At 70.8% G+C, this 16,104-nt stretch carries 14 protein-coding genes; 7 read left to right on the top strand and 7 right to left on the bottom strand.

Going from position 1 to position 16,104, the window contains the following annotated elements:
- Positions 1-49: 49 nt before the first annotated feature.
- On the bottom strand, positions 50-754 hold the full coding sequence (locus JOD64_RS08645) for a class F sortase (RefSeq protein ID WP_204941760.1): 705 nt from the start codon (positions 752-754) through the stop codon (positions 50-52).
- A 1-nt stretch (position 755) separates the two neighbouring features.
- Positions 756-2,159, bottom strand: coding sequence for a putative sodium/potassium/calcium exchanger (locus JOD64_RS08640; RefSeq protein ID WP_204941759.1), 1,404 nt, complete (start codon positions 2,157-2,159; stop codon positions 756-758).
- A gap of 616 nt (positions 2,160-2,775) precedes the next feature.
- Between JOD64_RS08640 and JOD64_RS08635 the strand changes: the two genes are divergently transcribed.
- Complete coding sequence (locus JOD64_RS08635) at positions 2,776-4,581, top strand: glycoside hydrolase family 6 protein (protein ID WP_204941758.1); 1,806 nt, start codon at positions 2,776-2,778, stop codon at positions 4,579-4,581.
- A gap of 119 nt (positions 4,582-4,700) precedes the next feature.
- On the opposite strand, the gene JOD64_RS08630 is transcribed toward JOD64_RS08635, so the two are convergent.
- The 5 genes from JOD64_RS08630 to JOD64_RS08610 all read right to left on the bottom strand — a co-directional run bounded on the left by JOD64_RS08630 (position 4,701) and on the right by JOD64_RS08610 (position 8,868).
- Complete coding sequence (locus JOD64_RS08630; protein ID WP_204941757.1) at positions 4,701-5,087, bottom strand: hypothetical protein; 387 nt, start codon at positions 5,085-5,087, stop codon at positions 4,701-4,703.
- An 83-nt stretch (positions 5,088-5,170) separates the two neighbouring features.
- Complete coding sequence (locus JOD64_RS08625) at positions 5,171-5,479, bottom strand: hypothetical protein (protein WP_204941756.1); 309 nt, start codon at positions 5,477-5,479, stop codon at positions 5,171-5,173.
- 16 nt (positions 5,480-5,495) lie between these two features.
- Positions 5,496-7,154, bottom strand: coding sequence for a sodium:solute symporter family protein (locus JOD64_RS08620; RefSeq protein WP_204945975.1), 1,659 nt, complete (start codon positions 7,152-7,154; stop codon positions 5,496-5,498).
- A 188-nt stretch (positions 7,155-7,342) separates the two neighbouring features.
- Positions 7,343-8,263 carry a hypothetical protein gene (locus JOD64_RS08615; protein ID WP_204941755.1) on the bottom strand — a complete coding sequence of 307 codons (921 nt, stop codon included), beginning with the start codon at positions 8,261-8,263 and terminating at the stop codon, positions 7,343-7,345.
- An 11-nt stretch (positions 8,264-8,274) separates the two neighbouring features.
- Positions 8,275-8,868, bottom strand: a complete 594-nt coding sequence (locus JOD64_RS08610; protein ID WP_204941754.1) for a hypothetical protein — start codon at positions 8,866-8,868, stop codon at positions 8,275-8,277.
- A 337-nt stretch (positions 8,869-9,205) separates the two neighbouring features.
- On the opposite strand from JOD64_RS08610, the gene JOD64_RS08605 reads away from it, so the two are divergent.
- The 6 genes from JOD64_RS08605 to JOD64_RS08580 all read left to right on the top strand — a co-directional run bounded on the left by JOD64_RS08605 (position 9,206) and on the right by JOD64_RS08580 (position 16,066).
- The gene (locus JOD64_RS08605) at positions 9,206-11,629 is read left to right on the top strand and encodes a sensor histidine kinase (RefSeq protein ID WP_204941753.1); all 2,424 of its coding nucleotides are present in this window, start codon (positions 9,206-9,208) and stop codon (positions 11,627-11,629) included.
- A gap of 12 nt (positions 11,630-11,641) precedes the next feature.
- Positions 11,642-12,064 (top strand): roadblock/LC7 domain-containing protein, encoded by a 423-nt coding sequence (locus JOD64_RS08600; protein ID WP_204941752.1) that lies wholly within the window; start codon positions 11,642-11,644, stop codon positions 12,062-12,064.
- Positions 12,054-12,443, top strand: a complete 390-nt coding sequence (locus JOD64_RS08595; protein ID WP_204941751.1) for a DUF742 domain-containing protein — start codon at positions 12,054-12,056, stop codon at positions 12,441-12,443. The genes JOD64_RS08600 and JOD64_RS08595 overlap by 11 nt, the downstream gene beginning before the upstream one ends.
- Positions 12,424-13,026 (top strand): GTP-binding protein, encoded by a 603-nt coding sequence (locus tag JOD64_RS08590; protein ID WP_204941750.1) that lies wholly within the window; start codon positions 12,424-12,426, stop codon positions 13,024-13,026. Before JOD64_RS08595 ends, JOD64_RS08590 begins: the two co-directional genes overlap by 20 nt.
- Before the next feature lie 87 nt (positions 13,027-13,113).
- Positions 13,114-14,151, top strand: coding sequence for a lactonase family protein (locus JOD64_RS08585; RefSeq protein WP_204941749.1), 1,038 nt, complete (start codon positions 13,114-13,116; stop codon positions 14,149-14,151).
- A 157-nt stretch (positions 14,152-14,308) separates the two neighbouring features.
- The gene (locus tag JOD64_RS08580) at positions 14,309-16,066 is read left to right on the top strand and encodes a substrate-binding domain-containing protein (RefSeq protein ID WP_204941748.1); all 1,758 of its coding nucleotides are present in this window, start codon (positions 14,309-14,311) and stop codon (positions 16,064-16,066) included.
- The last annotated feature ends 38 nt before the right edge of the window (positions 16,067-16,104 follow it).

Below are 16,104 nucleotides of genomic sequence, written 5' to 3'. Positions count from 1 at the left end.
GCCGGTCGGGTCACCCCGACCGGCCGGACCGTATTTCGTTCGTCGCGGGTCACCCCACCAGGCTGGCGAAGACGACCACGTTGTCCGGGTAGCTCTTGGCGGCCTCGTCGAACTGACCGCCGCAGGTGACCACCCGCAGGCTGGGCCGGTCGCTCGGCCCGTACACCAACTCGGTGGGGAAGGCCGTCTTCGGGTACGCCTTCACGGAGTCGACTTTGAAGGTGGCTGCCAGGCCGTCGGCCCGCCGCACGGTGACGGTGTCGCCGGGGGTTAGCGCGCCGAGGTCGAAGAAGACGGCCGGGCCGAGTTTCGCCGAGTCAACGTGTCCGACGATGACCGCGTTGCCGGTCTCGCCGGGGCTCGCGCCCGGCTCGTACCAACCGGCCTGGTCTGCCTGATCCAGCGGGGGGACCTGGACGGTGCCGTCCGGGTTGGTGCCCAACGACATGATCGTCGCGTCGACACCGATCCGGGGGATCTCGATGCTGGTCGGTGCCGAGCGCGCCAGCGCGGCCGGCGCATCTCCCTGACCGGTCGGCTGCCCGTCGACCGGCGGAACGTCGGTGGCGGTGGCCGCCGGCCCGGGGACCTCGGGGCCGGCCTGGGCCAGCGGCTGCGGCGGGCGGGGAGCGGGTGTGTCCTTCAGAGCGGCGCCGATCATGCCGGCACCGATCATGGCCGTGGTGACGACGACGGCCGCGCCGGCGGCACGCCACGGTTTCCCGTGACGGCCGCCGGCCCGTGTCGTCGTCACGTCAGACGAGCGAACCATCGGTCCGCCGACGACGCATCAGCACGATCCCGCCCAGCGCGGCAGCGCCGAGCAGGCTCGCCCCGCCGGTGGCAAGGCCACGGTCGGTGCCGGTGCTGGCGCCACCGTCACCACCGTCGACACCGCCGTGGGGCAGCACGACGAGTTCGCCCTCGCCGCACGAGCCCTTGAGCTCGTAGCGACCCGGCTTGGCGTCCTTGTCGACCTTGGCCTCGCCGTAGTAGACGAACTCCCGCTCCTTCTCCCAGCGGTCCTCGTCCGAGCGGTACTTGTCTTCGTCCCTGGAGTTCCGGCCCTCGGAGCCGTACTTGTCCTCGTCCTTGGAGTCCCGGCCCTCGGAGCCGTACTTGTCCTCGTCCCTGGAGTCCCGGCCTTCGGAGCCGTACTCGTCGGAGCCGTGGCCCTTGGACTCCCAGCCCTTGTCCGAGCCGTACTCGTCCGAGCCGTACTTGTCTTCGTCCTTGGAGTCCCGGCCTTCGGAGCCGTACTCGTCGGAGCCGTGGCCCTTGGACTCCCAGCCCTTGTCCGAGCCGTACTCGTCCGAGCCGTACTTGTCTTCGTCCTTGGAGTCGCGGCCCTCGGAGCCGTACCGGTCCTCGTCCTTGGACTCCCAGTCCTTCTTGTCTTCGTCCTTGGAGTCGCGGCCCTCGGAGCCGTACCGGTCCTCGTCCTTGGACTCCCAGTCCTTCTTGTCTTCGTCCTTGGAGTCCCAGTCCTTCTTGTCGCGGTTGTCCTCCGCGTCCTGGCCGTGCTCCTCGCCCTTCCAGTCCTTGCGGTCCTCGTCGTCGCGGGCGTCGGCAGCGGCGCCGCCACCCTGGCCGCCGTCCTTGCCCTTGTCGTCCTTGCCGTTCTCGTCCTTGCCCTCGTGGTCCTTGCCGTTCTCGTCCTTGCCCTCGTGGTCCTTGCCGTTCTCGTCCTTGCCCTCGTGGTCCTTGCCGTTCTCGTCCTTGCCCTCGTGGTCCTTGCCCTTGTCGTCCTTGCCGTTCTCGTCCTTGCCCTCGTGGTCCTTGCCCTTGTCGTCCTTGCCGTTCTCGTCCTTGCCCTCGTGGTCCTTGCCGTTCTCGTCCTTGCCGTTGTCGTGGTCGTAGGAGTCCTCCTCCTCGCCCCACTTGCGGTCCTCGCCCCGGTCTTCGTTCGCCCGCTCGAGCTTGACCTTGCCGGTGACCTTGGACCACACGAACGCGTGCTCCTGCCGATCCGGGCAGATCTCGAGGAGCTTGACCTCGTCGCCGGCCTTGACCACGTGAGGCTTGGCGTAGACCTTGCCGTCGCGGTCCTTGCCGTCGTCGTGGCCGTTGGCGTAGGCGATCCCCGGTGCGAACACCAGGAGCGACGCGCCGCCGAGCGCGGCGCCCGCAACGACCTTCCCGAGCATCTTCTTAGCCATGACCTGCGTCACTCCATCCCTGTTGTCCTGAGCTCGGCGACAACCGAGCTAAGACCGACGTTAGACCGTTTCACGACTTATGAAGTGAAAGATTCGCGTTTTGACCTTTAGTCGGCTAAGAGACGAAGGCGTGCTACGCGGCTTTCGGCGCGCCGAGCGTCGTCTCTGGCCCCGCAGGCCCTTGCGGGGGCCGCACGGTGTTCTGTGCTCGTCGCGCCTGCCGGCCTCGGGCATCCGGTACCGCCAGCGCCGCTCCCTTTACGCGCCGCTCGGGCCGACTCGGGGGTATCGTCCGAAACGGGTCCACGGGCGAGACTCCCGCCGCCACGCATCGAGCCATTGCCATGGAAGCGCTCCCATGCAAGAATCGGCGAACGCGGTACGGAGAGCCACACCGCGCAGGCAGGGCAGTCGAGGGCACCCGGTTTACCGGGGCGACATCCCGCCGCCGATCGACTGACCGTCGCGTCGGTCGTGCATCACCACCACCACCGCCCGTCCGGGTCGGGCGCCCCCAAAGATTCCCGTGGCGCCGGCGGCCGTCCGTGCAGGACGCCCACCGGGCCGTCCTGCCGGGCCGTACGCGAGCCCGGTCTCGCCCAAGGAGATCAGTGGCATGAATGTGTGGAGAAGGCTATCCGGCCCACGCCGGGGCCTCGCGCTCGCCGGCGCGGGCGTCCTGGTCGCCGGCGGGTTGGTGACGATCCCGGTCACCGCGGCGCAGGCCGCGACGCAGTGCGACGTCGCCTACTCGAGCAACGACTGGCCCGGCGGCTTCACCGCGAGCATCACCATCAAGAACCTCGGCGACCCGGTCAACGGCTGGACGTTGGGCTGGACCTTCCCCAACTCCGGCCAGCGGGTGCAGCAGGGCTGGTCGGCCGAGTTCAGTCAGTCCGGCAGCCAGGTGACCGCGCGGAGCCTGTCCTACAACGGCAACCTCGCCACCGGCGCGTCGACGAGCCTCGGCTTCAACGGTGCCTGGAGCGGCAGCAACCCGAAGCCGACCTCGTTCACCCTCAACGGCGTGGTCTGCAACGGCGGTACCACCAACCCGACCACCGGACCGCCCACCACCGCACCGCCGACCACCACACCGCCCACCACGGCGCCGCCCACCACGGCACCGCCGACCACCGCACCGCCCACCACCACGCCGCCGGGCGTGAAGGTGGACAACCCGTACGCCGGGGTCCCGGGTTACGTGAACCCGGAGTGGAAGGCCAAGGCGAACGCCGAGCCGGGCGGAAGCCGGGTCTCCAGCAACCCCACCGCCGTCTGGCTGGACCGGATCGCCGCGATCAACGGCACCCCGAACAGCAGCTCGAACGGTGCCTTCGGGGTGCGGGACCACCTGGACGAGGCGCTGCGCCAGGGTGCCGGGTACATCCAGTTCGTGATCTACAACCTGCCCGGCCGGGACTGCTCCGCGCTCGCCTCCAACGGTGAGCTGGGCCCGGACGAGCTGCCCAGGTACAAGGCCGAGTACATCGACCCGATCGCCGCGATCCAGGGTGACGCGAAGTACCGCAACCTGCGGATCATCAACGTCATCGAGATCGACTCGCTGCCGAACCTGATCACCAACACCTCCGGGCAGGCCGGCGGCACGGTCATGTGTGACACGGTCAAGGCCAACGGCGCGTACGTCAACGGTGTCGGCTACGCCCTGGCGAAGCTGGGCTCCCTCGGCAACGTCTACAACTACATCGACGCCGGCCACCACGGCTGGCTCGGCTGGGACACCAACTTCGGCCCGACCGCCGACATCCTGAAGACCGCCGCGGTGGCCTCCGGCAGCACGGTCAACAACGTGCACGGGTTCATCACCAACACCGCGAACTACTCGGCGCTGCGCGAGCCGTACTTCAAGGTCACCGACAACGTCAACGGTCAGACGGTGCGGCAGTCCAAGTGGGTCGACTGGAACTACTACGTCGACGAGCTGTCGTTCGCCCAGGCGTTCCGCACCAAGCTGGTCTCGGTTGGCTTCAACTCCAACATCGGCATGCTGATCGACACGTCCCGTAACGGCTGGGGTGGCTCCGCGCGGCCGACCGGGCCGGGCGCGACGACCACCGTCGACACCTACGTCAACGGTGGTCGCATCGACCGGCGGCTCCACCTCGGCAACTGGTGCAACCAGGCCGGCGCCGGCCTCGGCGAGCGTCCCCGGGCCAACCCGGAGCCCGGCATCGACGCCTACGTCTGGGTGAAGCCTCCGGGCGAGTCGGACGGCTCCAGCAAGGAGATCCCGAACACCGAGGGCAAGGGCTTCGACCGGATGTGCGACCCGACGTACGGCGGTAACGCCCGCAACGGCAACAACCCGTCGGGCGCTCTGGCGGACGCGCCGATCTCCGGTGCGTGGTTCTCCGCCCAGTTCCAGGAGCTCATGCGTAACGCGTACCCGGCGCTCTGACCGGATCGCCTCCGCACCCACCCGCCGCCGGCAGTAGGTGAGGCACTGCCGGCGGCAGGTTCCCCCCGGGTCCCCGACCCGACCGTCAGGTCGGGTCGGGGACCCCCCCTCATGGCGGGTCAGGGCACGGTGCGCTCGATCGCCGCCCGGCCCTGTTCGGCCAGGTCACGGCGGGCTTTGTCCAGGTTCTCCGGTGTGAGGTCCTGCCCGCGGGCCATCACCAGGTCCTCCGGCTCCCAGGGTTGCTCCGCCCCGGTGCGGATGTTGTCCCCGCCCGCGCCGGTGCCCGTCCCGGTCGCTCCGGTGCCGGCAGCGTAGGGGTCACCGATCAGCTCGGCGGTGCCCGGCGCGAGGTCGTCCGGCCGGCTACGGGGCTCGGCGAAGCCTGGGGTGTCGTGGTCGGGGCCGCCCCCGCCACGCAACTGCGGGACGGTGGCGTCATCGTCCACCGCCGAGGCCACTTCGGGGCTGTCCTCCAACGGCGGTTGGCGATCGCGATCGGTCATGGTGTTGCCTCCTGTGTCCGACACGGTGCCTGATCCCCGTCGCGTACCCCCTCGTGCCGCGCTCATGCCGCAGGGGTCACCGGTCAGGTGCCGGGTTGTTGCTCGTTGGGGGCCGGCGGCTCCGCCGGACGCCGCCACTGCCAGAGCAGCATGAGCAGGCCGAAGACGAGCATCACCAGCCCGGCCCACAGGTTGATCCGGACACCCTGGGCCTTGTCGACCTCGGCCGCACTGTCGAAGATGCCAATCAACGTCACGATGATCCCGTACGCCACGAAGAGGCCACCGATCACCCGACGGATGTCGAACAACCGGGCGGCGGCGGAGCGGCGCTGCTCCGCCTGCGTCTCGTCGATCAGCGGGTCCTGCGCCGGCTGGCCGTCGTTGCTCATCTGCCGAACCCCTTTCCTAGAAGACCGGGATGTAGAAGAGGGCGGCCAGCGCGACCGCGATCAGACCGAGCAGCACGGGGGAGCGGTACCAGACGGCGTCCCCGGCGAGCACGTCGCCCTTCAGGTCGACGCCGCCCATGCCGTAGACCAGCCCACGCAGTTCCTCATCGCGCTTGGGGGCGGTGAGCGGGGTCAGGATCGCGGCGACGATCGCCACCGTGACGAACGCGATGCCGGCGCCCCAGAAGCTCTCCTCCAGGTCGGAGTTGAAGTCGATCACACCGCCCTTGTAGAGCAGGTACGTCGCCAGCGACGCCAGGGTGCCCAACAACAGCGACCAGAAGCCGGCCAGGGCGCTCATCCGCTTCCAGAACATGCCGATGATGAACGTGGCGAACAGCGGCGCGTTGAAGAGCGAGAAGAGCGCCTGGATGTAGTTCATGATGTTGCTGAACCCGGCCGCGATGAACGCGGTGCCGATCCCGATCACCACGGCCCCGACCGTCGCCCACCGGCCGATCCGGAGGTAGTAGTCGTCCGGCCGGCCGGGACGGATGTACGCCTGCCAGATGTCGTAGGTGAAGACGGTGTTGAAGCCGCTCACGTTGGCCGCCATGCCGGCCATGAACGAGGCGAGCAGACCGGTGACCGCCACCCCGAGCACGCCGTTGGGGAGCAGGTCGCGCATGAGCAGCGGGATCGCGTTGTTGTACTGCAGGTCGCCGCTCTCCGCGCCCAGGCCCTTCACCGTGACCAGGGCCACCAGGCCGGGGATCACCGTGACCAGCGGGATGAGCAGCTTCGGGTACGCGGCGATGATCGGCGTACGACGGGCGGCGCTCATGTTCTTCGCCGACAGTGCCCGCTGCACCTCGGCGAAGTTCGTCGTCCAGTAGCCGAAGGACAGCACGAAACCGAGGCCGAAGACGATGCCGATCCACTGCGCGCCCAGCGGGTTGGCGGTGCTGCCGGTGTCCTGCCAGGCGTGCAGGCCCGCCTCGCCGAGCTTGGAGTCGCGTACCGCGTCCATCAGGCCGTTCACCCCGCCGACCTTGACCAGGCCGATCACGGTGACGGGGATGAGGCCGGCCAGGATGACGAAGAACTGGAGCACCTCGTTGTAGATCGCCCCGGACAGGCCACCGATGGTGATGTACGCCAGCACGATCGCCGCGCCGACCACGACCGCGGTCCAGAGCGGCCAGCCGAGCAGCGCCTGCATCACCAGGGCCAGCGCGTAGAGGTTCACGCCGGCGATCAGCACCTGGGCGACGGCGAAGCTGAGCGCGTTCAGCAGGTGGGTGGGGCGGTTGAACCGTAGCCGCAGGTACTCCGGCACGCTGCGGACCTTGGACCCGTAGTAAAAGGGCATCATCACGATGCCCAGGAAGACCATCGCCGGTACGGCGCCGATCCAGTAGTAGTGGACCGTCATGACGCCGTACTGGGCGCCGTTCGCAGCCATGCCGATGATCTCCAACGCGCCCAGGTTCGCTGAGACGAAGGCGAGACCGGTCACCCAGGCGGGCAGGGATCGGCCGGACAGGAAGAAGTCGACGCTGGTCCGGATCGCCCGGCGCGCGGCGAAGCCGACTCCGAGGACGGTGACGAAGTACAGCGCGAGAATCAGATAGTCCAGGCCGTTCATGTTGAGCCGAAGACCGCCGCCGTCCATCTCCGCCACCCCTCGTCCCGACGTCTGCGCTGGTTTGGTGCGCGCGCGCCCTACTACCCCTGTGCGGCCGGTTTCACGCCTCCACGTGGGTCACGTGGATTTCGGGTGGATTCGGGTGGTTTCGTGGGCTCGATCTCGCGGACGAGGGGCGCCCCGGCCGACTGGCCGGGGCGCCCCTGGGGTGTCGCTCAGCGACCCAGTACGCGATCCAGGAAATCCCGGTAGTTACGCACCGCCATCCGCAGTTGCTCGGTGTCGGCCGAGCCGGCGTCCTGCCACCCACCCAGCGTGTTCTTCTGTGCGGCCAGTGCCGAGGAGAGGGCCTGGATGGCCTCCTCCACCAGCGACTGCGCCTCGCCGGCGGCCCCGTGCGGATCGTCGACGAAACGCAGCTGCACGTCCCGCCAGCGGTCCCGGAAGCCCTGCGCGGTGTCCGTGTCCAGGAGGGTGGCCGGCTCGGCCGCGACCGTCGAACCGGCGGGCCGGGACGTCCCGGCAGCCCCCAGCGACGTGCCGTCGCCCTCGGTGCTGACCGGCTCGCCGTCCGCGTCCGGGTCGACCATCCCCGGTGTCGCGCTGCCGTAACCGGCCGCGCCGGCGGCCACGGCGTCCGGGTCGGTCCCCGGGGCGGCATCCCTTCGGTGCAACTCGGCGGTGGGGTCGGCCCGCAGACCCTCGCGCTCGCCGTCCTCGGCACCGTCGCCCGGCTGGGCCGTCCGCTCGGCCCTGGGGTCCGGCTGATCCTGCGGGCGTGGGCTGGCCAGCGCGGAGGCGGCGACGGCGTCGGCCACCGTGGTGGCGCCGAACGCCGTCGGCAGCGGCCCCGGCTCGTTGAAGCCACCATCGTCGGTGGACCGGTCGTCCCGCCGATGGCGCGGGTCGGAGTCGTCGGCCCGCTCGTCGTCGGCCGGGTCGTACGCGGCATCCCGTTCGGTGCCGTTGGTCCGTTTGTCGGAGGCGGTCTGGTCGTCGAAGGTGCCCCGGTCGTCCAGGGTGTCGTCAGGGACGTCCGAGCGGCTGTCCCGGTCGCCGGCTGGCGGTACCGGAACGGGCGCGGACCGGACGGCCTCCGGATGGTCGTTGCTCACCTGCGGCTCTTCCTGGCGCATCGGTGGCCTCCTCAGCGGCTCGTGGCGTCGTGGTCCGGGTGGTGTCGCTGTTCGGGCGTATGGTGGCCGGCCGGCTCCTCGCCGAGCAGGTCGGCGAAGAGTGCCCGGTAGTGCACGACCGCCTGCCGCAGCTCCTCGGTGCTGGCCTCACCCCGCGAGTTGCGCAGGTGGATGTCGTGCGCGTCGCGGTAGTTGGTCAGCGTGCGGGCGTGCTCGACGGAGAGGTGGGCGATCTGGTCGGAGAAGTCCCCGGTCGGGTAGCCCTGCTCCTCGATGAGCCGGGTGACCAGAGCGTCGGCGTCGCCCACCGTCTCGCCGGGCGAGTCGATGAAGCGGACCTGGAGCTCCTCCCAGGCTGCGCTGTAACGGGCCCGGGACTCCGGGCTGAGCGGGGTGAGCGTGAGCTCGGCGTGCCGGCGTTCCCGGTCGCGCAGTTCGCGCTCCGCGGCGGACCGGCTGTCCTGCTCCTCCACCACCCGGTCGTACTCCGGCCCGAACCGGCTGCGCAGCGCGCGACGGCGGCTGAGCGACCGGGCGGCCACGGCCAGTGCCGCGACGATCACGAGCACGACGAGCACGATGACGATTACCTGCGTGGGCGACATGGGCTCCTCCTTCGTCATCTGGTATTCCCTCCGCGCACTGATCGCCAATCCCGATCGGGGGTACTTTCCTCACCATCCGCTTAACTTGACCCAGTCCAGAAGTTGCGCTCGGGTGGGGTGATGCCCACCCCGCCGGCCGGGGGCGCTCGCCGTTGCCCATTCGGCACATCTCGCAGCGTCGATGTCGGAGCGACAGGCGGTAGTGCAACGGCCCCCGATTACGTATCCTGCCCAAGGCGCCCGCGCCGGTGCCCGGCGTCCGGCCGGGCGTGCAGCCGGCCGGCGCGTTGCCCGGCGGTGCCGGCACCCCCTGCCACCCCTGTACGGGCGAGGTCTGATGAAAACCCGCGACTGGCCGATCCGTTCGAAGCTGACCGCATTGGTCGTCGCGCCGGTGACCGCACTCCTGGCGCTGTGGATCTTCGCGACGACGTTGACCTTCGGTCCCGCACTGGACCTGCTCTCCGCCCGCACCCTCCTGTACGACCTGGGTCGACCCGGCGAGGCCGTGGTCACCGAGTTGCAACGGGAACGCCGGCTCTCGGTGGTGCAGCTCGCGGGCACCACCGAGCTGCCCGCCCTGGCCGAGCAGCGCGAGCGCACCGATCGGGCGGTCGCCGAGCTGCGTCGCCGGGTCGACGGGGAAGCCCTGCGCGACGCCGCCGACGACCTGCTGGAGACCCGGGTCGACCAGCTGGTCACCGCCCTGGCGGCACTGCCGGCCGGCCGGGACTTCATCGACGACCGCAAGGTGGACCGGGCCGGGGCGATCGGCCTCTACAGCGGCATGGTCTCCGCGTCCTTCCAGGCTTTCGCCGGGATGGCGACCCTGACCGACCCCGACCTCAACCGGCAGGCACTGGCGCTGACCGCGTTGGGCCGCTCCCGGGAGCTGCTCGGCCAGAGCGACGCGCTGCTGGCCGGTGCGCTGACCGCCGGACGGTTCGCCGAGGGCGAGCACACCCAGCTCGTGCAGGCCATCGGCAACCAACGGTGGCTGACCGAGAGCGCCGTGGCCGACCTGCCCGAGACCGGCCGGGTCGCGTACCAACGGTTGACCGAGGGTGAAGCGTTCACCCGGCTGCGCACGATGCAGGACGCGCTGGTCGCGGCCAACCGGGCCGGCCGGCCGCCGGTCGACGCGGCTGCCTGGCAGGCCAGCCACGACGCGGTGCAACAGCAGCTGCGTGACTTCGAGCTGGCCGAGGCCGACGCACTCACCGACCGCTCGGTGCCGATGGCGGTCCGCATCCTGGTGCGCCTCGCCGCCGCCGGCGTGCTCGGGCTCGTCGCCGTGGTGGTCTCGGTGCTGGTCGCGCTGCGGGTCGGCCGCACCCTGGTCCGGCGGCTCAGCGGCGTCCGCACCGCCGCGCTCGACCTGGCCGAGCACCGTCTGCCGGACGTGGTGACCCGGCTGCGTCGCGGCGAGCAGGTCGACGTCGCCCGGGAGGCGCCACCGCTGGAGTACGGCCACGACGAGATCGGCGAGGTCGGGCGCGCCTTCACCGAGGTGCAGCGCACCGCCGTCCAAGCCGCGGTGGACGAGGTCACCCTGCGTCGTGGGCTCAACGAGGTCTTCCTCAACATCGCCCGCCGGAGCCAGAGCCTGGTGCACCGTCAACTGCACCTGCTGGACCGGATGGAGCGGCGCGCCGAGGACCCGGACGAGCTGGCCGAGCTCTTCCAGGTCGACCACCTGGCAACCCGACTCCGCAGGCACGCCGAGGACCTGGTCATCCTGGCCGGCTCCGCGCCCGGCCGCGGCTGGCGGAACCCGGTCGCGATGGTCGACCTGATCCGCGGCGCGATCTCCGAGGTCGAGGCGTACGACCGGGTGGACATCACCGCCGCGCAGCCCGCCGGTGTGCTGGGCCGGGCGGTCGGCGACGTCATTCACCTGCTCGCCGAGCTGGTCGAGAACGCCACCGCCTTCTCCCCGCCGGACACCCGGGTCACCGTCACGGGGGAACAGGTGGCCAACGGGTACGCCCTGGAGATCACCGACCAGGGGCTGGGTATGTCCGCCGCGGCGCTGGAGACCGCCAACACCCGGCTGGCCAGCTCGCCCGAGTTCGACCCGGCGCAGAGCGCCCGGCTCGGCCTGTTCGTGGTGGCCCGGCTGGCGGCCCGGCACAACGTACGCGTGCGGTTGCGCCCCTCCGGGGAGGGCGGGGTGACCGCCGTGGTGCTGATCCCCAGCGACCTGGTCACCGCCGAGCCGCCGGCCGGCCCCGACCCTGCCACGCTGCCTGCCGCGTCGGCCGACCCGGCCCGGCGGCTGGCCCGCACGGCTCGCCGGAGCGCCGTGCCCCGCCCCCGCGCGCGTCTGTCCGCGGCCCCGCCCACCAACGCAGCACCGCCGGACAGCGCAGCACCGCCTACCAACGCAGCACCGCCCGCCCCGTCCGGCGGCGCAGCGACCTCGGACACGTCGCCGGTCATCGGGCTCGGTGACGCGGCGTCCCCTGACGAGACGGCTGACGACCTGGACGGCCTGCCCCGCCGGGTGCGGCGTCACACCCCGGCAGTGCAGCGCCGGTCGACCGTCACCGACACCCCGACGCCCCGATCTCCGGAGGAGGTCCGTCGGGTGATGGCCGCGCTACAGGCGGGCACGGCTCGCGGACGCGCCACGGTCATCACACCCTCGGCGCCGGCTGCTCCGGCGGCGCCGGCCGCAGCGGCCGAGCGAACCGATCCGGCGGTCCCGGCGGTCCCTACCAACCCGGCGACGAACCCCGAAACCCCCGACCGCAACTGAGAGGGACGCCTAGTGCGGCATTCGACGAAGCAGAGCACCGGCCTCGACTGGTTGCTCGACGAGCTGGTGCAACGGGTGCCGGCCGCCCGGGAGGCGGTGGTGCTGTCCGCCGATGGCCTGCTGCTCGGCTGTTCGGCCGAGCTGGAGCGCTCCGACGCAGAGCACCTCTGTGCGCTCGCCGCCGGCTTCTCCAGCCTGGCGCGAGGAGCCAGCCGGCACGTGGACGGCGGCCCGGTCCGGCAGACCGTGGTGGAGATGGAGTCGGCGTACCTCTTCGTCACCGCCGCCGGTCAGGGCGCCTGCCTGGCGGTGGTGAGCGACGCGGACGCGGACATCGGGCTGGTCGCGTACGAGATGGCGATGCTGGTCATCCGGGTGGGGGAGAGCCTGGCCGCGCCGGCCCGATCGTCGGTGGGAACCGGTGATGCGGGCTGAACCGCCCGGGCCGCAGCACGAGTGGCTGGACGGTGACGCCGGCCCGGTAGTGCGCCCGTACACCCTCACTGGAGGCCGGGTACGCTCCGCCGCCGACGGGTTCAACCTGGTCGCGTTCGTGCTTGCCGGATCGGACGTCGACGCGGCGAGCCATCCGCACCTGCTCCCGGAGCATCGACGGCTGGTCGCGTTGGCTCTCCGGCCGGTGTCGGTGGCCGAGCTGGCAGCCGAGCTGGACCTCGCGGTCGGTGTGGTCCGGGTCCTGCTCGGTGATCTCCTGGCTGAGGGCCTGGTCGCGGTGCACGAGCCGCCGGCCGCCGGCATCCTTCCCGACGACGACATCCTCAAGGCGGTGGTCAGTGGACTCCGTGCGCTTTGACCAGGTGGGCACCAGCACCTCCATCCCGCTGGCACTGAAAATCCTCATCGCGGGAGGCTTCGGAGCTGGCAAGACGACGTTGGTGAGTGCCCTGAGCGAGGTTCGTCCGTTGCAGACCGAGGAGGTGTTGACCGGCGCCGGGATCGGCACCGACGACATCTCCGGGGTGGAGGGGAAGTCGACCACCACCGTGGCGATGGACTTCGGCCGGATCACCATCAACGACGACCTGCAGGTCTACCTGTTCGGCACCCCGGGTCAGGATCGGTTCTGGTTCCTCTGGGACGAGCTGGCCTTCGGCGCGCTCGGCGCGGTGGTGCTCGCCGACACCCGCCGGTTGGCCGACTGTTTCCCGTCCATCGACTATTTCGAGCAGCGTGGCATCCCGTTCGTGGTGGGTGTCAACTGCTTCGACGACTCGCGTCGTTTCAACCTGGAGACCGTACGCCGGGCGCTCGACCTGGACCCGGACGTGCCGATGGTGCTGTGTGACGCCCGGGACCGGCAGTCCGGAAAGATGGTGTTGATCTCTCTGGTCGAGCACGTCGCCCGGCAGCGCGGGGAGCCGGTGCCGACAGCCTGAGATCCGGGCGCCAATGCCGGTTAACGGGCGGGCAATGCGGGCAGCCTCTGGTTGGATCAGCGGGGGATGCCGGCGGAGGAGTTGGACGTGAGTGGTCAGGGTGAGGTCGTCCACATCGGGGGTTACACCGCGCAGAGTGGTGGGCGGGGCAGCGGCATCGTCGCGGCGCGTCGTGACCCGACGACCGGGGCGCTGACCCCACTCGGCACGGTGGCGGCCACGCCGTCGCCCTCCTTCCTCGCGCGGCACCCCACCCAGTCGGTGCTCTACGCGGTCAACGAGCTGACGGACGGGGAGATCAGCGCCTGGCGGGTCGGGCCGGACGGCGAGCTGGATCCGCTCGGCAGCCGGTCGACCGGTGGCGCCGAGCCCTGTCACCTGGCGGTGCTGCCCGACGGCGGCCACCTGGTGGCGGCCAACTACGGCAGCGGCAGCGTCGCGGTCTTCCCGCTCGACCCGCAGGGGGTGCCCGGTGAGCGCACCGACCTGGTGGTGCACGAGGGGCGCGGCCCCGACCCGCAGCGGCAGGACCACGCGCACGCCCACATGGTCAACCCGGGAACGGGCCGGGGGCCGCTCTTCGCGGTGGACCTCGGCACCGACTCGGTCTACCGCTACGACCTGGACGACGCGACGGGGCGGCTGGTGCCCCGTGCGCCGCGGATCCGCACGGCACCCGGCACCGGGCCGCGGCACCTGGCCCGTCACCCGGACGGGCGGCGTTGCTACCTCGTCGGCGAGCTGGACGCCTCGGTCACCGCGTACGAGTTGACCGACGACGGCGCGTTGCACCAGCGCGGTCGGGTCGAGGCGAGCGAGCGGACCGGTCATGTCCAGCCCTCGGAGGTCGCGGTCGGCCCGGACGGCCGGTTTCTCTATGTCGCCAACCGCGGAGTGGGGACCCTGGCCGTCTTCACCCTGGTCGGGGAGCTGCCGGAGCTGGTGGCCGAAGTGGACACCGGCGGTGAGTGGCCCCGACACTTCGCGCTGATCGGGGAGCACATCTACGTCGCTGATGAGCGGGCGGACATGGTGCGGGTCTTCCGGCGCGACGTGGACACCGGCATCCCCGAGGCGATCGGCGAGCCGGTGCCGGTGCCGAGCCCGACGTGTGTGCTGCCGTGAACCTCGGCGTCGAGACGCGAGGGTGGCACTGATTCGGCAACGCCACGAGGCCGCTGTATCACTCTGCGTCGCCAAAACGTGGTCAACTGTTTCTCCTCCGTAACTTTAGTCCAAACGGATGTGGCAGAGACGGCACCTAGTACGCAAGATGGTCACCGTGTCAGCAGGCCGCCATCGCATGCGTTCGAAACTCCATCTCGCTGCCGCCGCCGGGACGGCGGCGGTGCTCGTCGTCACGACCGGCGTGTGGTTCGGCTATCGGGAGTTGATCCAGCCGAACTGCTCCGGGGAGATTCGTCTCGCTGTCGCGGTCGCCTCGGAGCTCGCGCCCGCGGTGGACGCGGCCGCGTCCCAGTGGGTCAAGGACGGCGCTGCGGTAGGCCCCACCTGCATCCGGGTTGACGTCTCGGCGTCCGACCCGGTCGACGTGGCTGCCGTGGTGGCGGCCAAGCACGGCGCTGTCCTGGCCGGCGTGGGGCAGGCCAGCGGCACCGCCGTCAGCCCGGACGTCTGGGTGCCCGACTCCTCGACCTGGCTGCTCCGGTTGAAGAAGGACGCCACCGCGTTCGCTCCGACCAACGGCGCGTCCATCGCACGCAGCCCCATCGTCGTCGCGATGCCCGAGCCGATCGCCGCCCGACTGGGCTGGCCGGACAAGAAGTTCAACTGGACGGACCTGCTCAAGCAGGTCAACAACACCAGTGCGCCCCTGCGCACCGGGATCGTCGAGCCGACCCGTGACGCCGCCGGCCTGTCCGGTCTGCTCTCGCTGACCGCGGCCGCCAGCGCTGCCGGCGGCGACGCCCAGCGCAGCACCGTCGGCGCTCTTCGGGCACTGGCCACCGGGCGCTCGTCGCTCCGCAACGATCTGCTGGCCCGCTTCCCGACCGCCAAGGACGCGACGTCCATCGCCAGCGGTCTCGGCGCGGCGGCGCTGTCCGAAGAAGACGTGATGGCCTACAACAGCAAGGAGCCGCCGGTCCCGCTCGCCGCTCTCTACATGGAGCCGGCGCCGATGCCGTTGGACTACCCGTACGCGGTGCTGCCCGGCATCGAGCCGAGCAAGGCGTCGGCGGCCCGGGTGCTGTTCGAGTTGCTCACCAGCCCATCCTTCCGCAACCGGCTCGCGGCGCAGTCGCTACGCGCGCCGGACGGCAGCTGGGGCGATGGCTTCAAAGCACCGCAGGGTGCCCCGAGCCCGTCGGGCGGCGCGCCGACCGCACCGGCGAACGGCGGCACCGCCGCGGGTGGCCTCGACCCGGCCGCCATCCAGCGGGTCGTCTCCAGCTGGTCGATCGCCACCCAGTCCGGTCGGATGCTGGCCGTCGTCGACGTCTCCGGCTCGATGAAGGATGAGGTGCCCAGCGCCAACAACCGCAGCCGGGAGGAGGTCACCGTGGACGCGGCCCGCCGCGGCCTCGGCCTCTTCGACGACTCCTGGTCGATCGGCCTCTGGACCTTCTCCACCAAACTGGTCGGCAACCGGGACTACAAAGAGCTGGTGCCCATCGGGCCGCTCTCCAGCCAGCGAGCCCAGTTGGAGGCGGCGCTCGCCACCGTCACGCCCTCCAGCGGTGACACCGGCCTCTACGACACCACGCTGGCCGCGTACCAGGCGGTCCAGGAGAACTGGCAACCTGGCCGGGTCAACTCCATCGTGCTGTTCACCGATGGTGAGAACGAGGACGACAACGGCCTCAACCAGCAGCAGCTGCTCGCCAAGCTCAAGCAGCTCGCCGACCCGGAGCGCCCGGTGCAGGTCATCATGATCGGCATCGGCGAGGGCGTCAGCAAGGCCGAGCTGGAGTCGATCACGAAGGTGACCGGTGGCGATGTCTTCGTCACCAAGGACCCGAGCGAGATCGGCAACATCTTCCTCAGCGCCATCGCGCGACGTCCGCCGGCACCGCGCTGAGCCAACGCTCGAAACACGAAGGGGCCCGCCCTACCGGA

Source organism: Micromonospora luteifusca, assembly GCF_016907275.1.
GTDB classification, from domain to species: Bacteria; Actinomycetota; Actinomycetes; order Mycobacteriales; family Micromonosporaceae; genus Micromonospora; species Micromonospora luteifusca.
Note: the sequence above shows the minus strand (reverse complement) of the source record. Positions and strands in the feature narration are given on the sequence as shown.

Coding starts and splice junctions, on each gene's coding strand:
- JOD64_RS08595 (WP_204941751.1), top strand. CDS start 12,054: ATGCGGGCTGAACCGCCCGGGCCGCAGCACGAGTGGCTGGACGGTGAC.
- JOD64_RS08625 (WP_204941756.1), bottom strand. CDS start 5,479: ATGAGCAACGACGGCCAGCCGGCGCAGGACCCGCTGATCGACGAGACG.
- JOD64_RS08605 (WP_204941753.1), top strand. CDS start 9,206: ATGAAAACCCGCGACTGGCCGATCCGTTCGAAGCTGACCGCATTGGTC.
- JOD64_RS08635 (WP_204941758.1), top strand. CDS start 2,776: ATGAATGTGTGGAGAAGGCTATCCGGCCCACGCCGGGGCCTCGCGCTC.
- JOD64_RS08640 (WP_204941759.1), bottom strand. CDS start 2,159: ATGGCTAAGAAGATGCTCGGGAAGGTCGTTGCGGGCGCCGCGCTCGGC.
- JOD64_RS08630 (WP_204941757.1), bottom strand. CDS start 5,087: ATGACCGATCGCGATCGCCAACCGCCGTTGGAGGACAGCCCCGAAGTG.
- JOD64_RS08615 (WP_204941755.1), bottom strand. CDS start 8,263: ATGCGCCAGGAAGAGCCGCAGGTGAGCAACGACCATCCGGAGGCCGTC.
- JOD64_RS08610 (WP_204941754.1), bottom strand. CDS start 8,868: ATGTCGCCCACGCAGGTAATCGTCATCGTGCTCGTCGTGCTCGTGATC.
- JOD64_RS08620 (WP_204945975.1), bottom strand. CDS start 7,154: ATGGACGGCGGCGGTCTTCGGCTCAACATGAACGGCCTGGACTATCTG.